The organism is Bradyrhizobium sp. IC3123 (assembly GCF_020193625.1).
Taxonomy (GTDB): domain Bacteria; phylum Pseudomonadota; class Alphaproteobacteria; order Rhizobiales; family Xanthobacteraceae; genus Bradyrhizobium; species Bradyrhizobium yuanmingense.
The window spans coordinates 330,942-357,390 of sequence record NZ_JADYVF010000006.1 but is presented as its reverse complement, the minus strand read 5'-3'; the positions used below and the strand labels follow the sequence as shown (position 1 = coordinate 357,390).

Below are 26,449 nucleotides of genomic sequence, written 5' to 3'. Positions count from 1 at the left end.
CCGATCGCGAGGTCGCAATCGGCCGGGCCCCAAATCGATGTCCCGAAAGACGTCCCGAGTCTGCTGTTGGGCGCGAACATGGCAGAAACAAGGGAGAATTCAATTCCTCGCGCTCCACTTACGGCAATTCCCGAGGATTTTCCCGATTGCCGGGAAACCCGGCGCATGAAGCGGCAAATCACGCCGTCAGTGACGGCCCCACGGTCCCATCGGATTGGCTGCCGGGGCTCCAGAGGGACTGGGCGCGGGAACGGGCGGCGGGCTGGCGGGACCGGCCGCATCGCTCCACGGCCCCTGCGAGAGCGGCGGCGGCCCGTCCTGCGCCTCGGCATGTTCGGTCTCGAGTTGTTCCGTCTCTTCGGCGGGGTCCGGCAGCGGTCCCGGATCGCGCCCGCCGGCGAACTTGACCAGCGCGTCGATCCGGGACTGCACGGAAGGATGGGTCGCGAACAGGTCGGCAAAGCCCTCGCGCGGATTGTCGACGCAGAGCTCCATCACGGCCGAGGTCGCGCCGGGCAGCTCGCCGCGGCCGTCGATCTTGCGCAGCGCCGAGATCATCGCGTCGGGGTCTTTCGTCAGCTCGACCGAACCGGCGTCGGCGAGATATTCGCGTGACCGCGACAGTGCGAGCTTCACCACCTGCGACAGCAGCCAGGCCAGCACGATCAGCACGATGGCGATGATGATGACGATGATCGCGCCGCCGCCGGAGCTCTTGCTGTCGCTCGACGACGAGGACGACCGCGACGACGAGGACGAGCCCGAGGAGCCGCCCGAGCTCCAGTTCAGATTCGTGAACAGGCGGAAGAACAATTCGCCGAAGAAGCCGACCACGCCGGCGATGATGACGGCGACCACCATCAGTTGCACATCGCCGTTCTTGATGTGGGTCAGCTCGTGGCCGAGCACCGCCTCGATCTCCTTGTCGTTGAGCGCATCGAGGAGACCCGTGGTGACCGTGATGGAATATTGCCGCGGATTGAGGCCGGTCGCGAACGCGTTCAGCGCCGGGCTCTCCATGATCTTCAGCTTCGGCATGGTGAGGCCGCGCGAGATGCAGAGGTTCTCGAGCAGATTGTAGAGCCGCGGCTGTTCCTGCCGGGTGACGCTGTGGCCGCCGGTCACGGCATCGATCATCGACTGGTGAAAGAAATAGGCGATCACGATCCAGACCGCCGCCACGACCGTTGCAATCGGCGCGGCCTTGAGCAGGTCCGAGAAGGCGTGTCTCAGATAGTACGCGGCGGTCTCACTGTCGTCGATGAACACCTCGGCCACCAGCGCGCCGGCATAGACCAGCACATAGACCAGCGCGAACAGGCCGGCGAGCAGCAGCATCGAACGAAGCTTGTTCGAGGCGATGTGCGTGTAGAGACCATACGCGGCCATGACGCGATGCCCTGCCGGCCTATCGGCTCAAATCAGAACTTCACCTGCGGCACGGTCTCGACCTCGGTGCGGCTGGCGCCGAGATCGAAGAAGTCCTTTTTGGTGAAGCCGAACATGCCGGCGAACAAGGCGGCGGGCAGCTGCTGGATGCCGGTATTGTATTCCTGCACCGCGTTGTTGAAGAAGCGACGACTCGCCGCGATCTTATTTTCGAGGTCGGAGAGCTCGGACGCGAGCTGCTGGAAATTGGCGTTGGCCTTGAGGTCGGGATAGGCCTCCGACAGCGCGATCAGCCGGCCGAGCGCGCCGGAGAGCTGGTTCTCGGCCGCGGACACCTGCGCCGGACCCTGTGCCGACATCGCCGAATTGCGCGCCTTGATGACGTCGTCGAGCGTGCCGCGCTCGTGCGAGGCGTAGCCCTTCACCGTCTCGACCAGGTTCGGGATCAGGTCGTGACGCTGCTTGAGCTGCACGTCGATGTCGGCAAAGGCCTGGCCGACACGCTGGCTCAGCGCCACCAGGCGGTTGTAGGCGCTGAAAGCGATCAGCGCGAGGACGACGATGACGCCGAGAACGATCCAGCCGGTCGACATGGAGAACTCCTGAAGAGGGAAGAAGGCGGGCGCTAGGGTAGACGAAATTAACGCAGGATGAGAGCCCGGCGCGGAGGGAAGGTAAGACTTGGTCGGATCAGGAACGGCCCGAGTTCAAGGTAGGCACGGCCAGCGAAATTAACTTTCGGACATGACGGCATCGCCCCAGCGCCAGCGCCGGGCCTCGGCATAGGCCGCCTTGTCCCGCCGCGGGACGTTTGCCGGCGCAACCCCAGCCTCCGTGCAAAGCTTGGCCGCGATCTCGGCCTTGCCGATGTCCGGCGGTGCCAGCACGCGCGCGGCGCGGTTCGCGGGCGGGGTGCGGGTCAGGGCGACGTAGATGAAGCGCTCGTCCTCGAACGGCACCTCGGCGCCCTTGATCTGCCGGTGCGCCTGCGAGCGCGGCAGGCGCTGGCTGAAATGGCACCAGTCGGGCGCGATGAGCGGGCACGGCCTTTCGTGCGGGCAGGGCGCGGTGACGAAGGCGCCAGCTGCGATCAGCTGCTGGCGCAGGGCGAGGATGCGGGCATAGCCAGCGGGCGTGCCGGGCTCGATCACCACCAGCGCGTGGCGCGCCTTGGCCCACATCGCCTCGGTCAGCTTGCGCTGATCGGCCTCGCTGAGCTCGCCGATGATGTAGCTGGCGATGACGAAATCGGCCTGTGAGACCTCGGCGAGGTTGCCGCCGGCATCGCCGGGCAGATAACGGCACTCCGCCAATCGCGAGCTGCCGTGTGCCAGTTCGAGCGCGAGCCGGCTCAGCGTGGCGTTGGCATCGAGCAGGGTAAAATCCTGTAGCGACGGAAAGGCTTCCGCGGCGGCCCAGCTGGCGGTGCCCGGACCGGCGCCGACGTCGAGCAATGTTTCGGGGGCGAGATCAGGCGCGATCTCGGTGAGCGCATTGAGGCTCGCCGCCACCGCCGCGTAGGTCGCGGGCATGCGCGCCAGCGCATACGCGAGCGCATCTGCGTCCGACTTGATCGTGCCGGAGGTGCCGCCGGCGCGATATGTAGTCGAGATCTTCTGCGAGCGCCGGGCCGCGTCGCTGCGAGAGAAGCCCTGCAGCTTGCCGTCGAGGGCGGCTTTCAGTTCGGCGGGAAGGGTGGGGGAGATCATCAGCAACCCCACGTCATTCCGGGGCTCGCGAAGCGAGAACCCGGAATCCATTTATCTGCAGCGTCGGTCGCACCATGGATTCCGGGTTCGATGCTGCGCATCGCCCCGGAATGACGGTCCAAGATCACGCCACGTTCTGGTCGAGAATGTCCACGGCCTCGGCGAGGCTCACCGACACCAGCTGCGACACGCCGCGCTCGGCCATGGTGACGCCGAACAGGCGGTTCATCCGCGCCATCGTGATCGGGTTGTGCGTGATGATGATAAAGCGCGTGTCGGTCGAGCCAGTCATCTCGTGCAGGAGGTTGCAGTAGCGCTCGACGTTGTGGTCGTCGAGCGGCGCGTCGACTTCGTCCAGCACGCAGATCGGCGAGGGGTTGGTCAGGAACACCGCGAAGATCAGCGCCATCGCGGTCAGCGCCTGCTCGCCTCCCGAGAGCAGCGAGAGCGTCTGCGGCTTCTTGCCCGGCGGCTTGGCGATGATTTCGAGGCCGGCTTCCAGGGGGTCGTCGCTCTCGATCAGGTGCAGCGCGGCTTCGCCGCCGCCGAACAGCTCGACGAACAGGCGCTTGAAGTGCTCGTTGACGACGTCGAACGAGGTCAGCAGCCGCTCGCGGGCTTCCTTGTTGAGGCTCTGGATGCCCTGGCGCAGCCGCTTGATGGCCTCGACCAGGTCGTCGCGCTCGGTGACGAGGCCGGTGTGCTGGGTCTCGACCTCGCGCAGCTCTTCCTCGGCGCGCAGATTGACGGCGCCGAGGCGCTCGCGGTCCCGGCGCATCTTCTCGAGGTCCTCCTCGATCTCGTGCAGCGGCGGCAGTTCGGCGCCGGGCTCGAGCTCGGCAAGGCCGGCGACGGCCTGCGGCTCGACCTCGAGCATGTCGCGGATCTCGCGCTCGATGTCTTCCAGACGGCGGCGGGCGCCTTCCATGCGCTCCTCGGCGCGGGCGGTGGCCTCGCGGGCGCTGGAGAGCGCCTCGAGCGTCAGCTTGGCGACACGGTCGGTCTCGGCCATCGCGGTCTCCGCGGTGGCGAGCGCGTCGGCGGCCATGCGGCGGTCGTTCTCGGCGTATTCGATCTCGGTGATCAGCGCGCTGCGCTTCTCGGCGAAAACGGCCGGGGCGTTTTCAAGCTCGCTGCGCTCGATCGTGAGCTCGGCGATACGGGCCTGGATGGTGTCGATGTGGGAGGCCGCGCTCTCCTTGCGGTTCTGCCACTCGGTCCGCTCGGCGAGGATCGCCTGCACGCGGCGGTCAGCGAGCTCGGCTTCGCGTGCCAGCGCCTGCGCCTCGGCGCGGACCTGGGCGGCCATGCGGCGGCGGCCTTCGATGTCGCTGCGGACGGCGGCGAGCTGGGTTTCGGTGTCTTCGCTCGACGGCAGCTCGCCGATGCCGGCCTGGGCGTATTCGTAGGCGGCCTCGGCTTCGGCGCGGTCGGCGGCGAGGCGGCTGTGCGCTTCCGACAGCGTCGCCTTGCGCGCGGCATGGCGGCTGATCTCGCGCTCGGCATTGGCATGGCGCTCGCGCGCGACGTTGAGCTCGCGCTGCGCGCCGCGCCAGGCTTCGCGGCTGGCGCCTTCGGTGCTCGCCGCCATCTGCAGCTCGGACTCGGCATTCTCCAGCGCCTGGCGCTTGATCTGCGCGTCGATGCGGGCCTGCTCCAGCTCGTTCTCGATGTCGACGAGGCGGGCGCGTTCGGCCAGGCGCCGCGCGGCGCCGGTCGGCGCGTGAGCCGCGGCGACAAAACCGTCCCAGCGCCAGACGTCGCCCTCGGGCGAGACCAGCCGCTGGCCGGTCTTGAGCTGCGACACCAGCTCGGCGCCGCGCTCGCGCGGGACGACACCGATCTGCGCGAGGCGACGCGCCAGCTCGGCCGGCGCCTGCACATGGTTGGAGAGCGGAACGGCGCCTTCGGGCAGCTCCGGATCGCCCTCGGTGTGTCCGACATTGGTCCAGCGCATCGGCGCCGACGGATCGATCGGGGCGTCGAGATCGTCGCCGAGCGCGGCGCCGATCGCCTTTTCAAAGCCCTTGTCGACGGTGATGCCGTCGATGATCGGCGGCCACAAATTCTTGGTCTCGCCGTTGACGATCTTGGAGATCGTGCGCGCCTCGGTCTCGAGCCGCTGCACGCGCTTGTCGGCCTCGACCAGCGGCGAGCGTGAGGATTCCAGCGTCTGGCGTGCCGCGACATGCGCCGCTTCGCTGGCCTGCGCCGCAGCTTCGGAGGCGGCCAGCGTCCCTTCCGCCGTCTCGACCAGCGCGGTCAGCTCGTCGAGATCGCCGAAGCCGCCGGTTGCTTCGGTGAGCTTCTGCTCTTCTGCCGTGACGTTCGCGATCTCCTGATCGAGCCGGGCGAGCTTGTCGCGATGGGTGCGGACGTTGGCCTCGAGCTGGTTGCGCTTCGCGGTGAGGTCGGCGAGCGCGGTTGTGAGCTCGGCGAAGCGCTGCTCGGTTTCGGTCAGTACCGCCTCGGCCTCGGCGACGCGCTCGTCGACGCCGGAGCGCTTCTCGACGCGCGACTTGATCTCTTCCTTCAGCTCGGCATCTTCGGCGTCGAGCCGCTGCAGCGCGACGTCGGCGTCCATGGTCTGCTGCTGGGCGCGGGAGATGTCGCCCTCGAACTGGGCGAGGCGGCGCTCGAGCTCGGCGACGCGCTCCTTGGCGCGCTCTTCCTCACGGTCGAGCTGCTCGCGGGCATTGGTCAGGCGCTGCAGGCCGGCCGCGGCGCGCGCTTCGGCATCGCGCAGCGCCGGCATCTCGGCGGCGCGGATCGCCTGGATGCGGGCGGCTTCGGCCTGGTGCTGGGTGCGCTCGGCCATCTCGCGCACGGCGAGATCGTGGGTCTGGCCGGATTCGTTGACGTCGGCATGGGCACCGACCCAGCGCAGGTGGAACAGCGTGGCTTCGGCCTTGCGGACCTTGGCGGCGACCTCGCGATAGCGCACGGCCTGGCGAGCCTGCTTCTTCAGGCCTTCCATCTGGCCGGAGAGCTGGCCGATCACATCCTCGACGCGGGTGAGGTTGGTTTCGGCCGCCTTCAGCCGCAGCTCGGCCTCGTGACGGCGGGCGTGCAGGCCGGCAACGCCCGCGGCGTCTTCCAGCACGCGGCGGCGCTGCTCGGGCTTGGCCTGGATGATCTCGCCGATCTTGCCCTGGTGGACGAGGGCGGGCGAACGCGCACCGGTGGCGGCGTCCGCGAACAGGATCTGCACGTCGCGGGCCCGCACGTCGCGGCCGTTGATGCGGTAGACCGAGCCCGCCTCGCGCTCGATGCGGCGGGAGATTTCCAGGATCTGGCTGTCGTTCATCGCCGCCGGCGCGGTGCGATCGGCATTGTCGATCGTCATCGTCACTTCGGCATGGTTGCGCGCCGGACGATTGCCGGAGCCGGCGAAGATCACCGCATCCATGTCGGCCGCGCGCAGCGACTTGTAGGAGGTCTCGCCCATCGCCCAGCGCAGCGCCTCGACGAGATTGGACTTGCCGCAGCCGTTGGGGCCGACCACGCCGGTCAGGCCGGGCTCGATGACGAAGTCCGTGGGCTCAACGAAGGACTTGAAACCGTGAAGGCGCAGGCGGGTGATTTTCATAAGCACGCATCTCTGTTGGCAGGCGCGAATCCCCCTGCCGGGACAATACCATGGAAGGCAATGTCGCTGTCTGGGTGAGTCGCGCGAGGCGCCTCATGCGGCTGGACAATGGCCGCGGTGCGCCGCGAGGGCAACCGGCGAAAGCCGCTTTTCCCAAGGGATTTATGCCGGGAAAGATACGGCTTTCGAGATGCGAATCAGGATCTTGACGCGCGAATCAGCTCTTCAGCAGCGGGTTGATCTTCTTGGCGAACTCCTCGAACGAGGTGTCGCCCTTGATCTTCTCGCCGTTGATGAAGAAGGTCGGCGTCGAATCCACCTTGAGCACGTCGCTGGCATATTTCTGGTCGGCGGCAATCTTGTCGAGCAGCGCCTGGTCCTTCAGGCAGGCCTCGACCTGCTGCTGGGTGAGGCCGGCCTGCTTGCCGATCCGCGTCAGGGTCTCGGTGGTGTTCTTCATCACCCAGTCATTCTGCTGGCGGAACAGCATGTCGGTGACCGCGAAGTATTTCGGCGCATCGTCCTTGGCGATGCAGCGCGACAGCATCGAGCCGGCGGCGGCTTTGATGTCGAGCGGGAACTCGCGGAAGATGTAACGCACCTTGCCGGTGTCGATGTATTCCGTCTTGATCTTCGGGAACACCTGCTCGTTGAAGGCGGCGCAGTGCGGGCACGTCATCGAGGCGTATTCGGTGATGGTGACGGCGGCATCCTTCGGGCCGAGCGCCATGTCGGGCAGCGACACCGGCTTGGCGACGTCGGCGGCCGACTGCGCCATTGCTTCAGGGATCATGGCGTCCGAGATGAACCGCAGCGGCGAGAGCCCGGCGAACGCGGCAAGCCCGGTCAGCGACAGCATCGTGGTGAAGGCGCGGCGGGTGATGATCAAGGTCGGCTCCCGGGATTGGCAAGGTTCGCCCAAAGGACGGGTCAAGGTTTCCTGCTCGGACGGCCTGTCGCTAGCTTGAAACGTCGTTTGAGGCAATGGCGGGCGCTACGGACAGGTCCAGTTTGGCCGCGGAATGAGGCTCAATTTCGCTTGATGGCGGCCCCGAGGCGCGCCAGCGCGGTCTTCAGTTCTTCATCTTCGATCTCGGTCAGGTTCTCCGCCACCTTGGCGACAGCCTTGGGGTCGGGTGGGCCGGGCCGCTTCCGGGCCCGCGGCCGCGACAGGGGCGCCTGGCGGAAGGCCAGCTTGCCGACCGCGCTCCAGCCGAAGAAGCGGTTGACCCGCTCCAGGATCACGTCGGCCGAATGCTGAATCTCCAGCGCCATCGGCCCCTCGACCCGTAGCACCAGGGTTGCCGGCTCCTGCGGCTGACCCTCGACCGGCCGCGGCCATTGCATCTTGAGCGGCTCGGCATGGGCCGCGATCTCCGGCCCCGCGATCTGTGCCCACCGCGTCACCAGCTCGCGCGCCGCAAAGCCCTGCTTGGCATAGGCCTCGGCAAAGACGTCGTTGAGCAGGATCCCGAGCGGTTTGGCGCTGACCGGGCCGGGCTTGAAGATGGGGCCGGATTTGGACATGAGCCGTCCGTTATGCCGCGGCGCGAGGCCGGATGGCCTTGAGGTCGCGATCGATCTCGCGCCGTCGTTGCATCAGATCATAGTCCATCTGCAGACCCAGGAAAAAGCCCTCCGACAGACCGAAATAGCGGGCGAGCCGCAGGTCAGTGTCGGCGGTGATGTCGCGCTTGCCGAGGACGATCTCGTTGATCCGCCGCGGCGGGACGTGAACGGCCCGCGCCAGCGCGTTCTGGCTCAGCTCCATCGGCTTCAAAAACTCCTCCAGCAGGATCTCGCCGGGATGGGGATTGCGGAGGAACCCGTTCCTGGTGGTAGTCGACGATTTCGACATCTCTCGGTCCTCCTTCATCCCACACAAAACAGATGCGCCACTGATCGTTGATCCGGATCGAGTGCTGACCTTCGCGGTTGGCTTTCAGGGCTTCCAGCCGATTGCCCGGCGGAACCTTGAGATCCGCCAACACCCGCGCCTGGTTTAGCAAGCGCAGCTTTCGCAAAGCCACATTCTGAATGTCGGACGGCAGTTTTCGACTTCGCCGACCGGACCAGATCAACTCTGTCTCGGAGTTGGCGAAGCTCTGGATCATGTCTGTGTATAACGCAAGGCGTTATAGCGCGCAACGGTCCGGTCGCGCTGGCCACAGGCGGAATCCTCCTCTAGTAAAGGTGCATGCTCTCCACGACTGCGCGCAAGAAGGAACAGAGTACGGCGTCGTCGGTTCGCCCGCTCGCGCTCCTGCAATGGTACGACCGCCACCGCCGCCGATTGCCGTGGCGCGCCGCGCCGGGCGAGGCATCCGATCCCTATCGCGTCTGGCTCTCCGAGATCATGCTCCAGCAGACCACCGTGAAGGCGGTCGGCCCCTATTTCGAAAAGTTCGTCGCGCGCTGGCCTGATGTCACGGCGCTGGGGCGAGCCTCGCAGGACGACGTGCTGCGGATGTGGGCGGGGCTCGGCTACTATTCGCGCGCACGCAACCTCCACGCCTGCGCGGTCGCGGTGACGCGCGAACTTGGCGGCGTGTTTCCGGATACCGAGGAGGGCCTGCGCGCGCTGCCGGGGATCGGGCCCTACACGGCGGCGGCGATTGCGGCGATCGCGTTCGACCGCCGCACCATGCCGGTCGACGGCAATATCGAGCGCGTGGTGTCGCGGCTGTTCGCGGTCGAGGAGGAGCTGCCGCAAGCCAAGCCGCTCATCCAGCAACTGGCCGCGACGCTGCTGGCGGAGTCTCGCGCCGGCGACAGCGCGCAGGCGCTGATGGATCTCGGCGCCTCGATCTGCACGCCGAAGAAGCCGGCCTGCTCGCTGTGTCCGCTGAACGAGGACTGCGCGGCACGCGCGCAGGGCACCCAGGAGACGTTCCCGCGCAAGGCACCGAAGAAGAGCGGGACGCTCAGGCGCGGTGCCGCCTTCGTGGTCACGCGCGGCGACGAGCTGCTCGTCCGCTCGAGGCCCGAAAAGGGGTTGCTCGGCGGCATGACGGAGGTGCCGTGCTCGGACTGGCTCGCCGGCCAGGACGATGCAACGGCGAAGCAGCAGGCGCCGCAGCTGAAGGGGCTGTCGCGCTGGCAGCGCAAGGTGGGCGCCGTCACCCACGTCTTCACGCATTTTCCGCTCGAGCTAGTGGTCTACACGGCCAAGGCCGAGGCCCGGGTCCGCGCGCCCGAGGGCATGCGTTGGGTGCCGATCGCGACTCTGGCAGATGAGGCGCTGCCCAACGTCATGCGCAAGGTCATCGCGCATGGATTGGATCTCTAGCATCCATCCTGCTGACAGCAGGCTGTCAGCAGGCTTGCGCTAACAGGGGGCAAAGGAGATCTCGCATGGTCAAGACCGCGCTCGATAACTTCCCAAGGCCCCCATGCGCCGAGCTGCTCGGCTGGCGCCTGCTCGATGCCCGTCCGGAGGAGGGCTGGATCAAGCTCGGCTTCGACGGCAAGCCGGAGTTCTGCAACCCCGCGGGCTTCATCCAGGGCGGCATGCTCTCGGCGATGCTCGACGACACCATGGGTCCGGCGGTGCTGGTGATGAGCGAGGGCCGGCTCTACACCACCACGATCAGCATGACCGTGAATTTTTTGGCACCCGCAAAGCCCGGTCCGATCACCGGCGAAGCCAAGGTCACGCAGCTCGGCAAGACCATCGCCTTCGTCGAAGCCAAGCTGATGGCAGAGGACGGCACGGTGCTGGCGACGGCAAGCGCCAGCGAGCGATTGTTGGAGGCGGCGAGGGTGGTGGGAAAATAGTTCGGCGGTGCGCACTGCTCTTCCTTCTCCCCTTGCGGGAGAAGGTGGCGCGAAGCGCCGGATGAGGGGTTGCCTCAGCGAATTCTACGGCAAAAGATTTACCTGCGGACAGAACCCCTCACCCAAGTGAGTCCGCTTCTACCTGCGTCGCTGCCCTCTCCCGCAAGGGGAGAGGGCGTATTCGCGCACATCTCGCCTTGAGCAAAGAACTCACCCCTTCGCCCGCGCGTCCTTGCTCACGATCGGCGGCTTCGCATTCAGCGCCTCGACCTGAAATCCCGCAACGCGCTTGTAGTTGGCGGCGATGTCCTCCAGCTCCTTTTGCGACAGCACGTCGGTGACGACCTTGTACCCGTCAGGCGCGCGCTCCTCGACCAGCTGCATCACCTGCTCGGGACCGTTCTTGCGGTTGAGCAGGACGAGGTCGGTGGTTGCGGGCCGTCGCTCGGCCTCATAGGCGAGCAGTGCCGCCTGCGTCGGGCCGTGCGCCAGGATCTCGCGCGTGATGACGCGCGCGTCGAGGATCGCCTGCGAGGCGCCGTTCGAGCCGATCGGGTACATCGGATGCGCGGCATCGCCCATCAGCGTGACGCGGCCGAAGGTCCATTGCGACACCGGATCGCGATCGACCAGCGGATATTCGTAGGCGTGCGGGCAGTTCCTGATCAGGGCGGGCACATCGAGCCAGTCGAACTGCCAGCTCTCGAACCAGGGCAGGAACTCCTCGAGCCGCGCCGTGCGGTTATAGTCCTCGCGACGCCACTGATAGGTCGGCGGCATGTGGCGCTCCGCGACCCAGTTGATGAGGTGGTTGCCGTCGGCGTCCGCTTCTTTCGAGATCGGATAGCAGACGAATTTCAGGATCTCGTGACCGGCCATGATCATGCTGCGGCCGGTGAGGAAGGCTTTGGCCGGCGTGACGCCGCGCCAGAGGATGCGGCCGTTCCAGATCGGCGGGCCTTCGTTCGGATAGAGCTTCTCTCGCGCGGCGGAATGGATGCCGTCGGCGGCGATCAGGATCGCGCCCTCGTAGGTGCCGGCGGCCTTGCCGGTCGCCCTGTCGACGAAGTCGGCGCGCACGCCGCCCGCCGTCTCGGTCCAGCCGGTCAGATGATGGCTGGTGAGGATGTTGTCGCGGCCGAGCCGCTCGAGCGCGGTGTCGAGCAGGATCTGCTGCAGCGTGCCGCGATGGATCGAGAATTGCGGCCATTTGTAGCCGGCCTCAAGGCCGCGCGGCTCGCTCCAGATCGGCTTGCCGTGCTTGGAGAAATATGCGAGCTCGCGCGTCCGCACACCGCTGGCGTCCAGCTTGTCCAGCAGGCCGAGCTCGATCAGCTCGCGCACCGCATGCGGCAGCACGTTGATGCCGACCCCGAGCGGCTTCAGTTCCGCGACACTCTCGAACACTTTCACGGGAACGCCGATTTGATGCAGGCTGAGCGCAAGCGTCAGCCCGCCGATGCCGCCACCGGCGATGAGTACCGTCATGAGAAAACCCCTCCGATGGAGGCGTCTTGGCACAGCCGGGCGGCCGTGGGCAACTGCGAACAGGCCGCCTATGGACGGCGCGGCGGAGGACCGTTAACCTCCGGTTTTCCCCATGAGGTCCGACATGCTCAAGCTCTACTACGCCACCGGCACCTGCGCGCTCGCCACCTACATCACCCTGGAAGAGGCCGGCGCCGACTACACCGCTGAGCGGCTGAGCTTCAAGGATAACCAGCAGAACAGCCCGGACTATCTCGCCATCAACCCGAAGGGCCGGGTGCCGGCGCTGGTCACCGACCGCGGCGTCCTGACCGAGACGCCGGCGATGCTGGCCTATCTCGCGCAGACCTTCCCCAAGGCGAAGCTCGCGCCGCTCGACGATCCCTTCGACTTCGCCCAGGTGCAGTCGTTCAACTCCTATCTCTGCTCGACCGTGCACATCAACCACGCCCACAAGATGCGCGGCGCGCGCTGGGCGACCGAGGAGAGCTCGTTCGCCGACATGAAGGCGATGGTGCCGAAGACCATGGGCGCCTGCTTCAAGCTGATCGAGCAGAAGATGTTTCGGGGACCCTGGGTGATGGGCGATCAGTACACGATCTGCGATCCCTATCTCTATACGCTCTCGACCTGGCTCGAAGGCGACAGCGTCGACATCAATGCGACGCCGAAGATCGCCGATCACTTCAAGCGCATGTCCGATCGCCCCGCGGTGAGCAAGGTGATGGCGGCGCAGAAGGCGTAGGAGCGCAGCTGTTGTGGGGTGGGTTAGCGCAGCGTAACCCACCTCTTCTGTCGCTGCGGAAGCCAAAGTGGTGGGTTACGCCTTCGGCTAACCCACCCTACGAGAGTTGCTACGGGAGTTTCCGCCTGGCTTGCTCCAGCTGCCGCCCCGTCTCCAGCATCAGCCTTCTCAGCCAGATCGAACCGGGGTCCATCTGCGCGCGCGTCGGGTGGAACATGAACTGCTCGTCGATCCCTGGATCGAGCGGCGGCGTCACCGTGACGAGGCCGAGCTGCTGCGACAGCGCGGCGATCAGCCGGCGCGGCACGAAGGCGACGAGATCGGTGCGCGCGGCAACGTGCAAGGCTTCGAGATAGCCCGGCACGACCAGCGAGATATGTCGCTCGACGCCTTTGCTGTGCAGCCAGGTGTCGATGAGATCCTCGGCATTGCCGCGGATGATCACGCCGACATGGCGGGCGGCCAGGAACGCCTCGCGTCGCTTCAGCCTCGCTCCGACGGGATGGCCGCGCCGCACCGCCAGCGCGTCGCTGTCGGTGTAGAGCAACTGGCGATGAAACCCCTTGAAGGCGTTGCCGATCGAGATCACGAGATCGATGGTGCGGGCGAACTCGGCGTGGAAGATCGCAGGTCCCCGCCACGGCACCACGTCGATGCGGACGTTGGGGGCAAGGCGCGTCACTTTCGCCATCAAGGGCGGCATCAACAGCTCGACCGCGAGATCCGGCATCATCAGGCGGAACTGCCGCTCGCTGCGCGCGGCATCGAAGTCATCGGGCAAGAACAGCCCGCGGACCTGGTCGAGCGCCTGCGCCAGCGGCGCACGCAGGGCGAGCGCCCGCGGCGTCAGCTCCATCCGTACGCCCGTGCGCACCAGCAGCGGGTCACCGAAGATGTCGCGCAGGCGCTGCAAGGCGTGGCTCGTGGCCGGCTGTGACAGGCCAATCCTCAGGGCCGCGCGGCTGACATTGGCCTCGCGGAGCAATGCGTCGAGCGCGGTCAATAGGTTGAGGTCGAGCGTTTTCAAATTCATGAGGTGAATAGATATCATATTTCATATCGATTTGAAGAATGACGTTGGCCCGGCGATGATCTCGGCGTTGTCACCACGAGGAGATGCCGCCATGAACGCGAGCGCCAACAAGAAACTGCTGCAGGATATCTTTGCCGCGGCCGCCAATCCCGATCCCGCCGCGCGCGACCGCGCCCTGTTCAGCGCAAGTCTCGCCGACGACGCCAAATGGGTCGTCACCGGGCAATATTCCTGGTCGCGCACCTTTGCCGGCAAGGAGGCGATCCTCAAGGATCTGCACGGTTATGTCCGCACGCGCTTGCGCGACCGCACGCGTACCGTCGCCCATCGCTTCATCGCCGATGGCGACATCGTGGTGGTCGAAGCCAAGGGCGATAACGTCACGCCCGAGGGCGTGCGTTACGACAACGATTATTGCCTCGTGTTTCGTCTGGAGGACGGCAGGATCAAGGAGATTCGCGAGTACTGCGACTCCGTGCTGACCGAGAAGGCGCTCGGCCCGTTTCCGCAAGCTCCCGCCAGGGCAGCGAGCTGACCAGATTGGATCAGGTCGCGTCCACCGGCCGCTCCTGTTCGTCACGGCCCGCGATGTTTGTGCGGGCCTGCCGGGCGCTGCTGGAACTCATGCAGGCCCGGCGCGAACGGTCTCGGGTCCGCTGCCAGCTCGCGGCCGTGACCGAACGCGAGCTTCAGGATTTGGGGATGTCCCGGAGCGAGATCGAGCACGAGCTCAGAAAGCCGGTTCGGCGGAAATGAACGGAGTGGACCCCCGATGTCCCGCCTCTCGCAGTGCCAAGGCCGGCGGAACTATTGCGTGCCGCCGGCGTTCCCTCGGTTGCCGGGCGCGCCGCGCCCGCGGCAACCTGCGTTCTCGGGAATTTCATGCTGGCTGGGGCTTCGGACGTTTCAACGCAGGGAGGCCGCAGCTTCTCCGGACTCCGCGAACGACTAAGAGACGCAACGTCGGCCGCGCACCGCGACCTCGACGCGCAGCTGTCGGCGTTCGAGCTGGCCGAGCTCTCCGGCTATCGGCGCTTTCTGCAAGCCAGTGCCGGCGCCCTGCTGCCGCTCGAGACGGCACTCGTCGAGGCCGGCGTCAGCAGCGCTTTCCCGGACTGGCCGGAGCGGTCGCGAAGCGCGGCAATTCTGGCTGATCTCGAGCGCCTCGGCAGCGCGGTGCCGCAGCTGGTGTCCGTGTCCCCACTGACGCGCAGCGGCGTTGTGGGCACGATGTATGTGCTCGAAGGCTCCCGTCTCGGGGCAAAATTCCTGCTGAAGATGGTCGCGGATTCCGCCAATCCGCGCATCTGCGAAGCTGTCGCCTATCTCAGTCACGGCACCGGCAGGCGGTTTTGGCAAACTTTCCTGGCGAAGCTTGCAACCGACGAGCGCTGGGACGAAGACGAGGCGATCGCGGCGGCCCGCATCGCCTTCGCCGCATTCGAGCAGGCGGCGGACCGGGCATGAACCAGGCCGTCAATCTCACCAACTGCGATCGCGAGCCGATCCACATTCCCGGCAGCGTGCAGCCGTTTGGCTTCCTGCTGGCCGTGCTCTCGGATTTCACGATCTGCATGGCGTCGGACAACGTCGGGAGCTTTCTTGGAACGGATGTTGCCGACCTGCTGCAGCGGCCGCTGTCGGGCGTGATCTCCGAGGCGGCGGTCGAAACGATCCGCAGCCGGGTCGATCATCTCGGCGGTCCGGATGCGACCGAGCGCCTGTTCGGCGTCGAGCTGCAGCCCGGCAAGCCACCCTTTGATCTTTCGATCCATCTCTCCGGCGTCTATCTGATCGTCGAGGCGGAGCCGAGCGTCCACGAGCCCGGCGTCAATTCCGGCGAGCTCGTGCGCTTGATGCTCGAACGGATCCGCAAGACGCGCGGAATGGCCGATCTTGCGCGCGAGGCGGCGCGTCAGCTTAAGGTGCTGACCGGCTTCGACCGCGTCATGGTCTATCAGTTTCACCCGGACGGGTCTGGCGAGGTGATCGCCGAGACGGCGGAGTCTGGGCTCGAATCCTTTTTCGGTCTGCGTTACCCCGCCTCCGACATCCCAAGGCAGGCGCGCGCGCTCTATCAGCGCAACTGGCTGCGCATCATCGCCGACGTCGACGCGCGGCCTGCCGCGCTGATGTCCACGGCCACGCATAATGCGGGACTGCTCGACCTGTCGATGAGCGTGCTGCGCTCGGTGTCGCCGATCCACATCGAATATCTGCGCAACATGGGCGTTGCCGCCTCCATGTCGGTGTCGATCCTGCGCGACGGCAAGCTGTGGGGTCTGTTTGCCTGCCACCATTATTCGCCGCGTTACATTTCGTTCGACAAGCGCACGGCCTCCGAGCTGTTCGGTCAGATGTTCTCGTGGATCGTGGAAGGCCGCGAGCGCGAGGGCGACGTCGCCTATGAGGCCCGCGCGCATCAGGTCCAGGAGCGATTGATCGAGATCGCGGCCTCGCACGACCACAGCCGGCGGGCGATCGTCGATTTCCTGGGCGACTACCGCAAGATGATCGAGTGCGACGGCGTCGCAGTCTGGTCCGATAACAATATCGCGCTCGAGGGCGAGACCCCCACCGAAGACGAGGTGAAGGATCTCGTCGCCTTCATCAACCGGACTTCGCCGGGCCGGATCTTCGCCAGCGCCGAGATCGCCCAGGTCTACGCCGCCGGTCAGGCCTTCCGTGACCGCGCGGCGGGCTTTCTCGCCATCCCGATCTCGCGGACCCCGCGCGATTGCCTGATCTTCTTCCGCCGCGAAGTCACGCGATCGGTGAAATGGGCCGCCGATCCCAACAAGGTCTACGACGAAGGGCCGCACGGGCCGCGCCTCACCCCGCGCAAGAGCTTCGAGCTATGGCAGGAAACGGTGGCGGGGCAGTCGAAGCCGTGGTCGGCGGCCGATATCCGCATCGCCGAGAGCCTGCGCGTCACGCTGCTGGAGGTGATCCTGCAACTGTCCGACCTCGCCGCGCGCGAGCGCCGCGGGGCGCAGGAGCGGCAGGAGCTGATGATCGCCGAGCTCAATCATCGCGTCCGCAACATCCTGAGCCTCGTGCGCGCCCTGGTGGCGCAGAGCAAGGAGACTGCGACCGGCATCGAGGAGTTCGCCAGCGTGCTCGGCGGCCGCATCCAGGCCCTCGCGCGCGCCCACGACCAGATCACGAACCTGAACTGGGCACCCGTCGCGCTCCGCACCCTGGTCGAGTCCGAGGCCGGCGCCTATCTCGGTGCGCGCGCAGACCGGGTGAAGATGGGCGGTCCGGACGTCGCGCTCGATCCAAAGGCGTTCGCGACGCTGGCGCTCGTCGTTCATGAGATGATGACCAATTCCGCCAAGTACGGCGCGCTTGCCGATTCCACCGGCAGTGTCGAGGTGGTCTGGCGCCTCGACCCGTCTTCCAGCCTCGTCATCGAGTGGAAGGAGAGCGGCGGTCCGCCCGTGCAGCCGCCGTCGCGGCGCGGCTTCGGCACCACCATCATCGAGCGGTCGGTGCCGTTCGATCTCAAGGGCGATGCCGAGATCCGTTTCGACCTCCTGGGCGTCCAGGCGAAGTTCGTCATTCCACCCAACTTCGTCCAGCTCGTCCCATCCATCGCGGGAGCCGCCATGCGTATCGAGGAGCAGCAATCTGCCCGTCCACGGATTTCCGACACGGCCCTGATCGTGGAGGACAACCTGATCATCGCGATGGCCGCGGAGGTCATCCTGCTCGACCTCGGCGCCCGCCACGTCGACACCGCCGCAACCGTCGACCAGGCACTGCGCTCGATCGAGCGTTCGCGGCCGAGCTTTGCCCTGCTCGATCTCAATCTCGGCAGCGAGAGCAGCATCAAGGTGGCGCAGAAGCTAAAGGAGATCGGGGTGCCCTTCATCTTCGCGACCGGCTATGGCGAGCGCGCGCCGATCCCCGAGCCATTGGCCTCCGCGCCGGTGGTCCAGAAGCCCTACACGCTGGAAGTGGTCGAAAATGCACTCGGCAAATTGCAGCAGGCCGGCGCCCAATAGGCATCCCCTGACGAACAGCATGCATCGGCGTGCATGGCACAGCGGATTCGCATGCGGCTTTGCATAGCTGCCGCCAAAATCGGCAGATTTGGTGCGGGTCGAGATCGGGCGCGCGAGGAATTTGAAGGTTCAATTAAGAAGTGTCCCCCATTGTGTCGCGGTGCAGCGTAGGCCGCCAGGGCGCGGCGTGCGGCTGCCGGAGTGGCCGTGACGATCGCCGGAGTCGTTCGGCCCCTCGAATTCACATGCATCTGGGTGGACAGTGGGAATGCCGAAATTTCGTTTGCGGATCAGGGGACGCCTGTACGCAGGCTTCATGGCCCTGGTGGCGGTGGGTGTCGTGATGGCGGTGGTTGCCGTCTGGAATTTGCGGGATGTGCAGGATCAGGTCGCAAGACAATCCGCCCTCTCGGACAGCACGGCGCGGGTGCTGGAAATATCGGCCCATCTGCAGGCGATTCAGCGGGCCAATTTGCGCTACGTCTACGACGGCAACGAGTCCGCAATGAAGGAAGCGCAAGAGCGCGAGACCGCGGCGAGCGAGCTGCTCCGGGTCGGCGCTCAGGGGGCGCTCTCCGAGGAGCGGCGCGCGCTCTACAACGGCCTGATCGACGAGATCGCGAAAATGCGACGCCTGCGTGACAATCTCGGCGACGCCGTCAACGAGACGAGAACGGGCAAGGCGACGCTGCTGCCGAGTGGCGAGGACCTGGCCACCAAGACGAACAAGCTCGTCGACGTGGCGCGCGCCGCGGTCGATGAAGATACCGCTTCCCTCGTCGCCGATCTCGAATCCCGAATCCTGCTCGTGAGGATCGTAAATTGGCGTTTTCTGGCCCTTCGCGATGCGCAGGGCCCTGCGACCTTCAGGGCGAGCATCGACAGGGCATTACAACGGCTCGGGGCACTCGAAAAGAGCCCGCAGGCGGCGGCGTTGCGCGCCACGCTGGCGCCGGTGAAGACCTCGCTTGAAACCTACAAGACGGCGTTCGAGACGACCTCCGCTGCGATGCTTAAAGCGGACGAGATCTACCACAAGAGCCTCGCGCCCCTCATCGTCGACAGCATCGGCAAGCTCAAGGTGGCGGAAACGACGCTGAAGGAGGACTACCAGGTATCGCGCACCACCGCCGAGGCCGTGATCGCGGGAACGACGACCGTGCAGGAGATCGCCGGCGGCCTCGCCATCCTGTTCGGAGGCATCGTCGCCTTCCTCATCGCCCGCAGCATCGTCGGTCCGCTGACCTCGATCACGCAGGCGATGGGGCGGCTTGCCGGCGGCAATCTCGAGGTCGAGATTCCCGGCCGCGGCAGGGCCGACGAGATCGGCGACATGGCCAAGGCGATCCAGGTCTTCAAGGACAACATGATCGAGACCGAGAGCATGCGCGCCGAGCAGGCCGAACTCGAGGCGCGGCAGGCCGAGAACCGCAGGAAAGACATGGCCAGGCTCGCCGATCAGTTCGAGCAGGCCGTCGGCGAGATCGTCAACACGGTGTCGTCGGCATCGGGCGAGCTCGAAGCCTCCGCCGGCACGTTGACGACGACTGCCGCGCGCGCCCAGGACCTCTCGACGGAGGTCGCCAGCGCTTCGCAGGAGGCCTCGGCCAATGTGCAGGCGGTCGCCTCTGCGACCGAGGAGCTCTCCTCCTCGGTCTCCGAGATCGCCCGCCAGGTGCAGGAATCCGCCCGCATCGCCACCGAGGCTGTCGGTCAGGCGAGCCGGACCAACGAGCGCGTCGGCGCGCTCTCCAAGGCCGCCGCGCGGATCGGCGACGTGGTCGAGCTGATCAGCACCATTGCCGGCCAGACCAACCTCTTGGCGCTGAACGCCACGATCGAGGCGGCGCGCGCGGGCGAAGCCGGCCGCGGCTTTGCCGTGGTCGCTACCGAGGTCAAGGCGCTCGCCGAGCAGACGGCAAGGGCCACCGGCGAGATCGCCCAGCAGGTCTCCGGCATCCAGGCCGCGACCGAGGAGTCGGTCGGCTCGATCCGGGAGATCAGCGGCACCATCGAGCGGCTGTCGGAGATCGCCTCGACGGTCGCCGCGGCCGTGGAGCAGCAGGGCGCGGCGACGCAGGAGATCTCCCGCAACGTCCAGCAGGCGGCCCAGGGCACGCAGCTCGTCTCGTCCAACATCGGCGACGTGCAGCGCGGCGCCTCCGAGACGGGCTCGGCCTCCTCGCAGGTTTTGTCGGCGGCGCGCTCGCTGTCGGCCGACAGCAACCGGTTGAAGCAGGAAGTCGCCAAGTTCCTGAGCTCGGTCCACGCTGCCTGACGTCTTGAAAGCAAGAGGCCACGCGGATGCGCGTGGCCTCGAACAGCGGCGCGATCAAGCCACCTTGGTGGTCATGTGCTTGAACATGTTGGCTCGCGCTTCGTCGTCCATCTCGGCCTTGAAGGTGAACTTGTCCTTCAGGGCGATGGCGCGCGCCGCCGCCGGGCGCGCCGAGATCTCGTCGACCAGCCGCTTCACGTTCGGGTATCGCGCAAAGGCGTCGTCGCCGAGCTTGAACGGCACCATCCGCGCCCAGCCCCACAGCGCCATGTCGACAATCGAATAGCTGTCGCCGACCATGTAGCGGCGGTCCTTCAGGTGAGCGTCGAGGATCTTGTAGTGGCGGTCGGTCTCGTACTGATAGCGGTTGTTGGCGTAGTCGTGGTTCTGGTCCTTCGGTGCGAAATGCTTGAAGTGCACGGCCTGACCGGAAAAGGGCCCGACGCCGCTCGCGACGAACATCAGCCAGGACAAGAGCTCGGCGCGGTTGGTCGGGAGGAATTTGCCGGTCTTCTCGGCGAGATAGAGCAGGATGGCGTTCGAATCGAACACGATGGTGCCCCCATCGTCGATCGCCGGCACCTTGCCGTTCGGATTGATCTTGAGGAATTCCGGCGTGAACTGCTCGCCTTTGCGGGTGTCGATCTTCACCGGCTCGAACGGCAGGCCGGATTCTTCGAGATAGAGCGCGACCTTGGTCGGGTTCGGTGATCCATTGAAATAGAACTTGAGCATCAAGCATCTCCCCGGTGTCTATATTGCCGCGCGCGGCCGCGGCGTCGTTGGGCGAGCCTGTCTTGCCTGAACCTCGCCCGAGAGAGCAACCGGCGAGTTTGCCGGGCGGTGTCTGCGCGGTACGCAGATCAGGCGGCGTAATAGAGGCCGATTGCCGCCGCAACGACCATGGCCGCGCCCACGGCTTCCAGCCGCAGGCCGAGCCGCGCGGCGAGATGCATGTCCGAGGCCCGCGCCGCGCGCTCCGACCCGCGCGCATAGCCGTGAACGATGACGTCGTGGTTGAAAGTATCGTGCGCCTCGTTGCTGCTGGCGAGCCCGACGCAGATCACGAGCACACCGAACAGCGCCAGGCCGAAGAATCCGAGCAGCGCGATCAGGAACATCGGAAACATGCCGATCAGGAAGATCGGCAGCAGCGGCACCAGCAGTAATGTCTCGGACTGTCGTCGCATGGCAGCCCAACCGATCAGGAGGGGGCTAGTCGGGCGAATCTAGTCCTGGTTGGCGCGGCTTTCAACTCACGCCGCTGTCATTCCGGGGCGCGCCTCTTGGCGCGAGCCCGGAATCCATTGGGCGGCATGGGACGTGGCTCGATGGATTCCGGGTTCTCGCTTCGCGAGCCCCGGAATGACGGTGGGAAAGCTACTCCGCCGCCATTCCCGCGCGGATCTCGGCGCGCAGCTCGTCGATCAGCTTGAGGCCCTTCCTGGTCTCGACGTGCCAGAAGGTCCAGCCGTTGCAGGCCTGCGCGCCTTGCGCCACCGCGCCGATCCGGTGGATCGAGCCGACCTTGTCGCCAAGCATGATGGCGCCGTCGGCGCGCACCAGCGCCCCTAACTTCTTCTTGGCGTCGAACAGCTTGGTGCCGGGCATGATCATGCCGCGCTCGATCAGCTCGGAGAACGCAACGCGCGGCGCCTCGCGCGCGGTCATGAACGGGGCAAGGCTTTCTTCCGGCAACGGTTCGACCTTGGCGATGCGCGCCTCGGCCGCCTTGGCGTAGGTCTTGTCGCGCTCGAAGCCGACATAGGAGCGGCCGAGGCGCTTGGCGACCGCGCCGGTGGTGCCGGTGCCGTTGAACGGGTCGATGACGAGATCGCCGGGCTTGGACGAGGACAGCAGCACGCGCGCCAGCAGGCCTTCCGGCTTCTGCGTCGGATGCACTTTCTTGCCGTCGGCGCCCTTGAGGCGCTCCTCGCCGGTGCAGAGCGGGATCAGCCAGTCGGACCGCGCCTGCACGTCCTCGTTGGCCGCTTTCAGCGCCTCGTAGTTGAACGTGTAGCCCTTGGCTTTTTCGTCACGCGCGGCCCAGATCATGGTTTCGTGCGCGTTGGTGAAGCGGCGGCCGCGGAAATTCGGCATCGGATTGGTCTTGCGCCAGACGATGTCGTTCAGCAGCCAGAAGCCGAGGTCCTGCATGATGGCGCCGACGCGGAAGATGTTGTGATAGGAGCCGATCACCCAGATCGTCGCCGACGGCTTCATGGCGCGGCGTGCGGCGAGCAGCCAGGCGCGGGTGAAGTCGTCGTAGGCGGCAAACGAATCGAACTTGTCCCAGTCGTCGTTGACGGCATCGACATGGGATTCGTCGGGACGCTTGAGGTCGCCCTTGAGCTGCAGATTGTAGGGCGGATCGGCGAACACCAGGTCGACGCTGCCTGCCTGCAGCTTCGACATCTCGGCGACGCAATCACCGACGATGATGCGATGCGAAGGGGACTCAAAATTTGTGCGGGGCGCCCTTGCAGACGCCCCGCGACGCGACTCTACCATGACTCAAGAACTCTGACTCAGGCGACGCTGTCGGCGACGCGGGACCAAACAACCGACTGCCCGTTACATTGAAGGGGCAAAGTAAAAATCGACTTAACCCGCCGCTTTCGTGAGCACTCCCCGCATGATCGTTCGCGCACAAATTGTTGCGCGCATTCGCCTTGTTTTACAGTGTATTTCGCGATTGCGCGGCTCGCGGGATCGATCGTGGCGGGAAAAAGGCTGTAAATTTCTCTCGGAAAAAACTGCTCGGCCCTCGGAAAAATTTGCTGGCATCGACAGGCTGTCGCACTAGGCAATTTTTGCCGGCCACGATATTGATAAAAGCAACGGAAATTTTACGTATGTGGCGCGTTGAGCTTTCGCGTTTCTGTGCGCCGTCGAAACTTAAATCAGGGACCCCAGAGGAAAGGCCGCCATGCGCTACGATGACTTCCGCCGCAGCGACGACATCGAGGATCGTCGCGACGAAGGTGGTGGCTTTGGCGGAGGCGGAGGCGGCGGGTTCGGCCTGCCGATGGGCGGTGGCGGGCTTGGCATCGGCACCATCATCATCCTCGGCCTGGTCGGCTACGCCTTCGGCATCGATCCCCGCATCCTGATCGGCGGCGCCGAGATCCTCTCCGGCGGCGGCCATGCGCCGACCTATCAGACCGATCGTCAGGCCTCCTCCGGCAAGCGCGGCGCGCCGACCGACGAGATGGGCAGCATGATCTCCGGCATCCTCGGCGAGCTCGACGATCGCTGGAGCGAGATCTTCCAGGCCAACGGCCAGTCGTACACCGGTCCGAAGATCGTGCTGTTCCGCAACGCCACCAATGGCGGCCGCTGCGGCATGGCGCAGTCGGCCATGGGGCCGTTCTATTGTCCGCCCGATCGGACCATCTTCCTCGACACCGCCTTCTTCCGCGAGGTCGAGACCCGCTTTCGCGGCTGCTCCGGCAAGTCGGCGTGCAATTTCACCACCGCCTACATCATCGCGCACGAGGTCGGCCATCACATCCAGAACCTGCTCGGCATCATTCCGCGCGTGACGCGGCTGCAGCAGCAGGTCGGCTCGAAGGCCGAGGCCAATGCGCTCCAGGTCAAGGTGGAGTTGCAGGCCGATTGTCTGTCCGGCGTCTGGGTCAACCGTGAGGCGAAGAAGCGTCCGAACTTCCTCGAGCCCGGCGACATCGAGGCCGCGCTGACCACGGCAAGCGCGATCGGCGACGACACGCTGCAACGCCAGGCCACCGGCCGTGTGGTACCCGACTCCTTCACCCACGGCTCGGCGGCGCAGCGCAAGCAATGGTTCATGATCGGGTACCAGCAGGGCACGGTCCAGGCCTGCAACACGTTCGGTGCGGGGGCGTTGTAACGCGTCAGCCCCGGAACGACGAGCGAGGGTGAAGAATGGCCTCCATCGACGAATCCAAACAATTCATCCCGCTCAACATTGCGGTGCTCACGGTGTCCGACACGCGCGCGCTTGCGGACGACAAGTCCGGTCAGACCCTCGCCGATCGTCTCACCGCTGCGGGTCATCATCTCGCCGCGCGCGAGATCGTCACCGATGATGTCGAGGCGATCCGCGCCGTGATCCGCCGCTGGATCGCCGATAGCGGCATCGACGTCGTCATCACCACCGGCGGCACCGGCTTTACCGGGCGCGACGTCACGCCCGAGGCGATCGAGCCGCTGTTCGAGAAGCGCATGGACGGCTTTTCGATCGCCTTCCACATGCTGAGCCACGCCAAGATCGGGGCGTCGACGATCCAGAGTCGCGCCACCGCGGGCGTCGCGGGCGCAACCTACATCTTCTGCCTGCCGGGCTCGCCCGGCGCCTGCCGCGACGGCTGGGACGGCATCCTCGCAGCTCAGCTCGACTACCGCACGCGCCCCTGCAACTTTGTCGAGATCATGCCGCGGCTGGACGAGCATCTGCGCCGGCCAAAGGCGCAAGGCGCGACGGTGTGAGTTCTTGCTTTTCTTCCCTTCTCCCCTTGTGGGAGAAGGTGGCGCGAAGCGCCGGATGAGGGGTTCTCTCCGCGCGCACCAATGCTTGTGGAGACATACCCCTCACCCAAGCGAGCTTGCGTTTGCTAGTTGACATGCCCTCTCCCGCAAGGGGAGAGGGCGCAGCAACGCGCATCTCGCTCGCTGCGAGATCAGAGATCCAGCTCCCACGTCTCGCCGACCAGGTCGGCACCGAAGCTGTGATGCGGCTCCGTCGCGACCAGCTTGAATCCCGCGCTTTGATAAATCCCGCGCGCAGCCACCAAAATGCTCTGCGTCCACAGCGTCATCTTGCCGTAGCCGCGCTCGCGGGCGCCCTGGATGCATTGCTCGACGAGGGCGCGGCCGACGCCGAGGCCCCGTGCTTTCTTCTCCACCTGCAACAGGCGCAGTTTGGCGATCTCGTCCGTGGCCTTGACCAGGAACACCGAGCCGACCGGCTCGCCACCGACCTCCGCGATCCAGCAGTGCTCGCGCGCGGCGTCGTAATTCCTGATGAACTGTGCGCAGATCTCGGCGACCAGCGCCTCGTAACTGATGTCCCAATTGTAGTCCGCAGCATAGGCGGCGCCCTGTCGGGAGATCACCCAGCCCATGTCGCCGACGCGATGGCTGCGCAGCATGAAAGAAGCGGGCGGGCTTCGGCGTTGCTCCAGCACGGCCTCGATCGTGGCCATCGCCTGCGTGAGCCGGGTCGCATCGCCAGGCGAAAGCTGAGCCAGCATCGCGGCGACCTCGTTTTGCGAGTTCAGGTTCAGCTTGGCGAAAGCCTGCCGGCCTTTGGCGGTCAGGCTGAGCTGGTACTGCCTGCGGTCCAGGGGCAGCGGCTTTCGCGTGATCAGCCCCTTCTCGTCGAAGCTCTGGACGATGCGGCTGAGATAGCCGGGATCGAGACCGAGCTCGTGTCCGATCTCTTTTGCGGCAAGGTCGTCGCGATGGGCGAGCTCGTAGAGCACCCGCGCCTCGCTGAGCGAGAATGGACTCTTGCCGAGGTGCTGGTCGAGCACACCGAGCTTGCGGGTGTAGAAGCGGTTGAAGGCGCGAACCGCTGCGACGTGGTCGTCGGCAGCCTGTTCGGCCACGGCGCTTGACGGCAAAGCTTTCGATAGCATGGGATCACCTCGATATTTGCCATTGTCAATTAATTATTTGACATTGGCAAGTATCTCGGCGCTTCAGCCGACCATGACAATCCGGCTGCGCAGCATGGTCCGGGACGACCGGCCGAGCCGGCGGAGCAGCCGTGCCTCGGAATGCCGGGCGTGGGGCGGGTAGCCGCCGATCCGGTCGTAATGATCGCGCGCGATCAGCAGCCCTTGATCGCCGAGAGGACCGACGAGCCTGCGCGCCACCGCCCAGAGGACGTCGCGCACTGCGGTATTTGCGTAAGGCGAACGGGCATAGCGGAACACCGCGGCACGATCCCGGCCGCTGGTGGCGACGGCCTGGATGAACTGGGTGGTTTCCTCGATCCAGCCGGTTTCCAGCACAGCGCCGGCAGGCAGGAACATCAGCCAGGGCGATCGGGCCTGGCGCGCGCCGGCAGCGAGCGCAGCGCCTTGCGAATGCCCTTCGAAGCCGATGAAACGGCAGCCCGCGACGTCGGCAACGCGCTCGATAACGCCGTTGCGCGTGCCGTCGACCAGAAGCACTTCCCGGATTACGCCGGCTGTGGCGCCGGGCACCAGCGCGGCCAGGGTTGCGACCGCCGTCTGCTCGACACCTTCGGTCGGAATGATGACGCTCAGCATGATTGAGGCTTCAGTTTCCGCACTTCGGGAGAAGCGTAGCGTTGCATGATGTTGTCATAAACCCGTCGCGCTGCCGAGTGCAACTTTCGGAAGGGGCTTCGGCGTGCGATGGTAAACTGCCGCGAGTTCATCGCGGCCAGATGTGCCAGGCGCGGCTGGTAATATTGCCGA

The 26,449-nt window shown here is 66.0% G+C and carries 24 protein-coding genes and 1 pseudogene; 10 read left to right on the top strand and 15 right to left on the bottom strand.

The genetic code is table 11. The features are described from left to right. Nucleotides 1–186: 186 nt before the first annotated feature. From I6F20_RS22270 to I6F20_RS22235, 8 genes and pseudogenes are all read right to left on the bottom strand, one after another. The gene (locus tag I6F20_RS22270; RefSeq protein WP_225127844.1) at nucleotides 187–1,389 is read right to left on the bottom strand and encodes a M48 family metallopeptidase; all 1,203 of its coding nucleotides are present in this window, start codon (nucleotides 1,387–1,389) and stop codon (nucleotides 187–189) included. A gap of 32 nt (nucleotides 1,390–1,421) precedes the next feature. Then, nucleotides 1,422–1,982 carry a LemA family protein gene (locus I6F20_RS22265; RefSeq protein ID WP_036006288.1) on the bottom strand — a complete coding sequence of 187 codons (561 nt, stop codon included), beginning with the start codon at nucleotides 1,980–1,982 and terminating at the stop codon, nucleotides 1,422–1,424. 138 nt (nucleotides 1,983–2,120) lie between these two features. Then, nucleotides 2,121–3,098 (bottom strand): small ribosomal subunit Rsm22 family protein, encoded by a 978-nt coding sequence (locus I6F20_RS22260; RefSeq protein ID WP_225127885.1) that lies wholly within the window; start codon nucleotides 3,096–3,098, stop codon nucleotides 2,121–2,123. Nucleotides 3,099–3,222: 124 nt separating this feature from the next. Continuing rightward, complete coding sequence (gene smc / locus I6F20_RS22255; RefSeq protein ID WP_225127842.1) at nucleotides 3,223–6,687, bottom strand: chromosome segregation protein SMC; 3,465 nt, start codon at nucleotides 6,685–6,687, stop codon at nucleotides 3,223–3,225. A 217-nt stretch (nucleotides 6,688–6,904) separates the two neighbouring features. Next, nucleotides 6,905–7,576 (bottom strand): DsbA family protein, encoded by a 672-nt coding sequence (locus I6F20_RS22250; protein WP_036006292.1) that lies wholly within the window; start codon nucleotides 7,574–7,576, stop codon nucleotides 6,905–6,907. A gap of 140 nt (nucleotides 7,577–7,716) precedes the next feature. Then, on the bottom strand, nucleotides 7,717–8,214 hold the full coding sequence (locus I6F20_RS22245) for a DUF721 domain-containing protein (RefSeq protein WP_225127840.1): 498 nt from the start codon (nucleotides 8,212–8,214) through the stop codon (nucleotides 7,717–7,719). 10 nt (nucleotides 8,215–8,224) lie between these two features. Then, nucleotides 8,225–8,545, bottom strand: coding sequence for a HigA family addiction module antitoxin (locus I6F20_RS22240; RefSeq protein WP_036024868.1), 321 nt, complete (start codon nucleotides 8,543–8,545; stop codon nucleotides 8,225–8,227). Continuing rightward, a pseudogene (locus I6F20_RS22235) lies at nucleotides 8,523–8,801 on the bottom strand (type II toxin-antitoxin system RelE/ParE family toxin); the annotation flags it as partial. The gene I6F20_RS22240 and the pseudogene I6F20_RS22235, both read right to left, overlap by 23 nt. An 83-nt stretch (nucleotides 8,802–8,884) precedes the next feature. Here I6F20_RS22235 and mutY point away from each other — a divergent pair. After that, nucleotides 8,885–9,976: an A/G-specific adenine glycosylase gene (gene mutY, locus I6F20_RS22230; protein ID WP_225127839.1), complete on the top strand. Its 1,092-nt coding sequence runs from the start codon at nucleotides 8,885–8,887 to the stop codon at nucleotides 9,974–9,976. A gap of 65 nt (nucleotides 9,977–10,041) precedes the next feature. Continuing rightward, nucleotides 10,042–10,464 carry a PaaI family thioesterase gene (locus I6F20_RS22225; protein ID WP_036006298.1) on the top strand — a complete coding sequence of 141 codons (423 nt, stop codon included), beginning with the start codon at nucleotides 10,042–10,044 and terminating at the stop codon, nucleotides 10,462–10,464. 210 nt (nucleotides 10,465–10,674) lie between these two features. On the opposite strand, the gene I6F20_RS22220 is transcribed toward I6F20_RS22225, so the two are convergent. Then, on the bottom strand, nucleotides 10,675–11,952 hold the full coding sequence (locus I6F20_RS22220) for a flavin-dependent oxidoreductase (protein ID WP_225127837.1): 1,278 nt from the start codon (nucleotides 11,950–11,952) through the stop codon (nucleotides 10,675–10,677). Between the two features lie 124 nt (nucleotides 11,953–12,076). Here I6F20_RS22220 and I6F20_RS22215 point away from each other — a divergent pair, with 124 nt between their 5' ends. Further along, nucleotides 12,077–12,697 carry a glutathione S-transferase family protein gene (locus I6F20_RS22215; protein ID WP_036006329.1) on the top strand — a complete coding sequence of 207 codons (621 nt, stop codon included), beginning with the start codon at nucleotides 12,077–12,079 and terminating at the stop codon, nucleotides 12,695–12,697. A gap of 109 nt (nucleotides 12,698–12,806) precedes the next feature. On the opposite strand, the gene I6F20_RS22210 is transcribed toward I6F20_RS22215, so the two are convergent. Beyond that, the gene (locus I6F20_RS22210; protein ID WP_225127835.1) at nucleotides 12,807–13,730 is read right to left on the bottom strand and encodes a LysR family transcriptional regulator; all 924 of its coding nucleotides are present in this window, start codon (nucleotides 13,728–13,730) and stop codon (nucleotides 12,807–12,809) included. A 91-nt stretch (nucleotides 13,731–13,821) separates the two neighbouring features. Here I6F20_RS22210 and I6F20_RS22205 point away from each other — a divergent pair, with 91 nt between their 5' ends. The 5 genes from I6F20_RS22205 (at nucleotide 13,822) to I6F20_RS22185 (ending at nucleotide 20,018) form a co-directional block, all read left to right on the top strand. Next, complete coding sequence (locus tag I6F20_RS22205) at nucleotides 13,822–14,265, top strand: nuclear transport factor 2 family protein (protein ID WP_225114453.1); 444 nt, start codon at nucleotides 13,822–13,824, stop codon at nucleotides 14,263–14,265. A gap of 53 nt (nucleotides 14,266–14,318) precedes the next feature. After that, nucleotides 14,319–14,486 carry a DUF1127 domain-containing protein gene (locus I6F20_RS37985; protein WP_225127883.1) on the top strand — a complete coding sequence of 56 codons (168 nt, stop codon included), beginning with the start codon at nucleotides 14,319–14,321 and terminating at the stop codon, nucleotides 14,484–14,486. Nucleotides 14,487–14,540: 54 nt separating this feature from the next. Then, entirely contained in the window at nucleotides 14,541–15,197 is a 657-nt protein-coding gene (locus I6F20_RS22195) for a biliverdin-producing heme oxygenase (protein ID WP_225127833.1), read from the top strand. Then, nucleotides 15,194–17,740 (top strand): HWE histidine kinase domain-containing protein, encoded by a 2,547-nt coding sequence (locus I6F20_RS22190; RefSeq protein WP_225127831.1) that lies wholly within the window; start codon nucleotides 15,194–15,196, stop codon nucleotides 17,738–17,740. The genes I6F20_RS22195 and I6F20_RS22190 overlap by 4 nt, the downstream gene beginning before the upstream one ends. Before the next feature lie 268 nt (nucleotides 17,741–18,008). After that, nucleotides 18,009–20,018, top strand: a complete 2,010-nt coding sequence (locus I6F20_RS22185) for a methyl-accepting chemotaxis protein (RefSeq protein WP_225127829.1) — start codon at nucleotides 18,009–18,011, stop codon at nucleotides 20,016–20,018. 54 nt (nucleotides 20,019–20,072) lie between these two features. Here I6F20_RS22185 and I6F20_RS22180 read toward each other — a convergent pair whose 3' ends face one another. The 3 genes from I6F20_RS22180 to I6F20_RS22170 form a co-directional block, all read right to left on the bottom strand. Then, entirely contained in the window at nucleotides 20,073–20,753 is a 681-nt protein-coding gene (locus tag I6F20_RS22180) for a glutathione S-transferase family protein (RefSeq protein ID WP_225127828.1), read from the bottom strand. Between the two features lie 128 nt (nucleotides 20,754–20,881). Then, a complete protein-coding gene (locus I6F20_RS22175; protein WP_225127826.1) occupies nucleotides 20,882–21,208 on the bottom strand; it encodes a hypothetical protein in 327 nt (108 codons plus the stop codon). A gap of 190 nt (nucleotides 21,209–21,398) precedes the next feature. After that, nucleotides 21,399–22,529, bottom strand: coding sequence for a site-specific DNA-methyltransferase (locus tag I6F20_RS22170; protein ID WP_036024862.1), 1,131 nt, complete (start codon nucleotides 22,527–22,529; stop codon nucleotides 21,399–21,401). A 418-nt stretch (nucleotides 22,530–22,947) separates the two neighbouring features. Here I6F20_RS22170 and ypfJ point away from each other — a divergent pair, with 418 nt between their 5' ends. Together ypfJ and moaB are read left to right on the top strand one after the other, a co-directional pair. Further along, nucleotides 22,948–23,889, top strand: coding sequence for a KPN_02809 family neutral zinc metallopeptidase (gene ypfJ, locus I6F20_RS22165; protein WP_036006315.1), 942 nt, complete (start codon nucleotides 22,948–22,950; stop codon nucleotides 23,887–23,889). Nucleotides 23,890–23,924: 35 nt separating this feature from the next. Beyond that, complete coding sequence (moaB, locus tag I6F20_RS22160; protein ID WP_036037229.1) at nucleotides 23,925–24,488, top strand: molybdenum cofactor biosynthesis protein B; 564 nt, start codon at nucleotides 23,925–23,927, stop codon at nucleotides 24,486–24,488. A 191-nt stretch (nucleotides 24,489–24,679) separates the two neighbouring features. Here moaB and I6F20_RS22155 read toward each other — a convergent pair whose 3' ends face one another. Together I6F20_RS22155 and I6F20_RS22150 are read right to left on the bottom strand one after the other, a co-directional pair. Next, nucleotides 24,680–25,639, bottom strand: a complete 960-nt coding sequence (locus tag I6F20_RS22155; RefSeq protein WP_225114541.1) for a bifunctional helix-turn-helix transcriptional regulator/GNAT family N-acetyltransferase — start codon at nucleotides 25,637–25,639, stop codon at nucleotides 24,680–24,682. A gap of 63 nt (nucleotides 25,640–25,702) precedes the next feature. Then, on the bottom strand, nucleotides 25,703–26,278 hold the full coding sequence (locus tag I6F20_RS22150; RefSeq protein ID WP_225127822.1) for a glycosyltransferase: 576 nt from the start codon (nucleotides 26,276–26,278) through the stop codon (nucleotides 25,703–25,705). Between the last annotated feature and the right edge of the window lie 171 nt (nucleotides 26,279–26,449).

What these genes read in the sequence shown, in the direction of transcription:
- I6F20_RS22175 (WP_225127826.1), bottom strand. Translation starts at nt 21,208, where the DNA reads ATGCGACGACAGTCCGAGACATTACTGCTGGTGCCGCTGCTGCCGATC.
- I6F20_RS22150 (WP_225127822.1), bottom strand. Translation starts at nt 26,278, where the DNA reads ATGCTGAGCGTCATCATTCCGACCGAAGGTGTCGAGCAGACGGCGGTC.
- smc (WP_225127842.1), bottom strand. Translation starts at nt 6,687, where the DNA reads ATGAAAATCACCCGCCTGCGCCTTCACGGTTTCAAGTCCTTCGTTGAG.
- I6F20_RS22225 (WP_036006298.1), top strand. Translation starts at nt 10,042, where the DNA reads ATGGTCAAGACCGCGCTCGATAACTTCCCAAGGCCCCCATGCGCCGAG.
- I6F20_RS22265 (WP_036006288.1), bottom strand. Translation starts at nt 1,982, where the DNA reads ATGTCGACCGGCTGGATCGTTCTCGGCGTCATCGTCGTCCTCGCGCTG.
- I6F20_RS22260 (WP_225127885.1), bottom strand. Translation starts at nt 3,098, where the DNA reads ATGATCTCCCCCACCCTTCCCGCCGAACTGAAAGCCGCCCTCGACGGC.
- I6F20_RS22210 (WP_225127835.1), bottom strand. Translation starts at nt 13,730, where the DNA reads ATGAATTTGAAAACGCTCGACCTCAACCTATTGACCGCGCTCGACGCA.
- I6F20_RS22215 (WP_036006329.1), top strand. Translation starts at nt 12,077, where the DNA reads ATGCTCAAGCTCTACTACGCCACCGGCACCTGCGCGCTCGCCACCTAC.
- I6F20_RS22155 (WP_225114541.1), bottom strand. Translation starts at nt 25,639, where the DNA reads ATGCTATCGAAAGCTTTGCCGTCAAGCGCCGTGGCCGAACAGGCTGCC.
- mutY (WP_225127839.1), top strand. Translation starts at nt 8,885, where the DNA reads ATGCTCTCCACGACTGCGCGCAAGAAGGAACAGAGTACGGCGTCGTCG.
- ypfJ (WP_036006315.1), top strand. Translation starts at nt 22,948, where the DNA reads ATGCGCTACGATGACTTCCGCCGCAGCGACGACATCGAGGATCGTCGC.
- I6F20_RS22180 (WP_225127828.1), bottom strand. Translation starts at nt 20,753, where the DNA reads ATGCTCAAGTTCTATTTCAATGGATCACCGAACCCGACCAAGGTCGCG.
- I6F20_RS22245 (WP_225127840.1), bottom strand. Translation starts at nt 8,214, where the DNA reads ATGTCCAAATCCGGCCCCATCTTCAAGCCCGGCCCGGTCAGCGCCAAA.
- moaB (WP_036037229.1), top strand. Translation starts at nt 23,925, where the DNA reads ATGGCCTCCATCGACGAATCCAAACAATTCATCCCGCTCAACATTGCG.
- I6F20_RS22190 (WP_225127831.1), top strand. Translation starts at nt 15,194, where the DNA reads ATGAACCAGGCCGTCAATCTCACCAACTGCGATCGCGAGCCGATCCAC.
- I6F20_RS22170 (WP_036024862.1), bottom strand. Translation starts at nt 22,529, where the DNA reads ATGGTAGAGTCGCGTCGCGGGGCGTCTGCAAGGGCGCCCCGCACAAAT.
- I6F20_RS22270 (WP_225127844.1), bottom strand. Translation starts at nt 1,389, where the DNA reads ATGGCCGCGTATGGTCTCTACACGCACATCGCCTCGAACAAGCTTCGT.
- I6F20_RS22220 (WP_225127837.1), bottom strand. Translation starts at nt 11,952, where the DNA reads ATGACGGTACTCATCGCCGGTGGCGGCATCGGCGGGCTGACGCTTGCG.
- I6F20_RS22185 (WP_225127829.1), top strand. Translation starts at nt 18,009, where the DNA reads ATGCCGAAATTTCGTTTGCGGATCAGGGGACGCCTGTACGCAGGCTTC.
- I6F20_RS22240 (WP_036024868.1), bottom strand. Translation starts at nt 8,545, where the DNA reads ATGTCGAAATCGTCGACTACCACCAGGAACGGGTTCCTCCGCAATCCC.
- I6F20_RS22205 (WP_225114453.1), top strand. Translation starts at nt 13,822, where the DNA reads ATGAACGCGAGCGCCAACAAGAAACTGCTGCAGGATATCTTTGCCGCG.
- I6F20_RS37985 (WP_225127883.1), top strand. Translation starts at nt 14,319, where the DNA reads ATGTTTGTGCGGGCCTGCCGGGCGCTGCTGGAACTCATGCAGGCCCGG.